We start from the raw sequence: 1850 nt of genomic DNA, 5'->3' as shown, positions 1-1850 counted from the left end.
GCTTGAGGCTAAAAATACAGGCTATGCGAGTTGGTGCCATGGGTATTTGGATGAAACTATGAATCAAAAGGTTCAAGATGCATTGTTTCAAAAAGATCCCAAAAAACGGGCGCAAATGTATGCTGATTTACAACGTGATTTTATGCAGAAAGGGCCTTATGCTTTTATCTATCAGACATATGTTTCTGTAGCGATGACACCTGATGTCAAAAAATGGGTTTGGAATAGTGCACCACGTATTTTTTATAGTGCAATTGAAAAATAAGAAGGTATCAAGTTTATAAAATATAAAAAACATGGTCATGATATATTTGATGTATTGCAAAGCTCTTTAATACTTTGCAATACGTTGAATTCTATCGGGAATGGATTACTATGTTGTGTAGAGAATTTTGTTTCAAAACATTCTATTGGGAAGAGAGGTTATTTATCTCGATAAATTCTACGTGTATAGATATTAATATTTGATGTTTCAATTTATATGTATAGAAAGTAATAAATTTGTTTGTTGCAAAAGACAGGTGTAACGAATAAAGCAAAGTTTAGTGTTTCTGAAAAAATGGGGACTTTATAAAATGTTTTGGTGAGAAAAACTGTTGTATGCGGGTACGCGGGGAAACATCAAGCTACTCTTCTCATACCTCAGGTTACATTCCTTATGACTTAAAATATGATAATCTATAGGTTCGAAGCTGTTATTTGATACGGAGTTATAATAAAGTTCGAATTTTCTTCTGAAGAAGGGTGAAAATGGTTACGAAAAAATTTATTCAGGATCATCAAAATATCAAATTGTTTTGAGGCTTTTGAAGCAATTAGAGTAGCGCTTTGATGATACTTTTTAGAAAATCGCAAGAAGAAACTTGAAAAAGAAATCTTTTTAATGAAGCAAGGAAGGATTTTGGTCTGATATGCTCTGAATTATAAGTGCCGTGATGTCGTGTGCTATTGTGCGTGATAGCTTCATTTTAATCAGATCGTTTTGCGTTGCATATGTTCGTTTGTTCTATACGTATTTGGGAGGGAAGGAGCTTTTGAAAAGTGGCTGCTGCTTTTAGAGATTTTGATATTTTACCTCTAGGAGGCGTGTTTTCTAAGCATGATCTTATCATTTTTGCATGTTGTCACATGGGAAGTTATACAATAACCTTAAATCTTAAAAGGAAAATTCTATGAACGGGAAAAGAAAAATATTGAAAAAGGGCAGTTCTTTTGTTTCTGCTGTTCTTGCAATGGGGATGTTTGTGCAACAAGTTTCAGCGAAAACACCTGCCGATACGCTTGTGATGGCTTGGAATCTTGATACAATAAGTACATTTGATCCCGCACAAATCAATGACCGTTATGGTAATGAAGTTCTTGTTAATGTTTGTGATAATTTAGTCGTTTCTGCTACAGATGATGCTGCTAAAATGGTTCCTTCTTTAGCGAAGAGTTGGGATGTTTCAAGTGATGATCAGAGTACGGTGATTACTTTTCACTTGCGTGATGGTTTAAAGTTCAACGATGGTCGTCCTGCGAATGCTAATGATCTTATTTGGAGCATGAAGCGGGTTGTTCAATTGAAGATGGCTACTGCGGCGACATTTAATGAATATGGGATTACAGAACAAAACGTTGATGAGGCTTTTCAAGCACCGGACGACAAAACGGTTGTGATGAAATTTGATAAACCTTATCCAGCAGAGCTCATTCTTAGCCATTTTGCCACTAGTCGTACTCTTGCTTTGCTTGATCGCGAGACACTCATGAAACACGAAAAAAATGGTGATATGGGAAACCGGTATTTGGCAAGCCATTCTGCTTGCGTTGGTCCTTATCAGCTAGAGAGTTGGCGCCCTGGAGAAGGA

General features: G+C 36.2%; 1 protein-coding gene and 1 pseudogene. Both read left to right on the top strand.

Annotated features, from left to right (window positions below):
• Nucleotides 1-265, top strand: a pseudogene (locus ACFIKX_RS01800) (ABC transporter substrate-binding protein); the annotation flags it as partial.
• 907 nt (nt 266-1172) lie between these two features.
• Nucleotides 1173-1850 (top strand): ABC transporter substrate-binding protein (locus tag ACFIKX_RS01795; RefSeq protein WP_375661190.1); only part of this gene is annotated, 678 nt, incomplete at its 3' end.

The organism is Bartonella sp. CM86QHHN, assembly GCF_042194695.1.
Taxonomy (GTDB): Bacteria; Pseudomonadota; Alphaproteobacteria; order Rhizobiales; family Rhizobiaceae; genus Bartonella.
The sequence above is the reverse complement of the archived record's forward strand: the minus strand, read 5'-3'. Positions and strand labels throughout refer to the sequence as shown.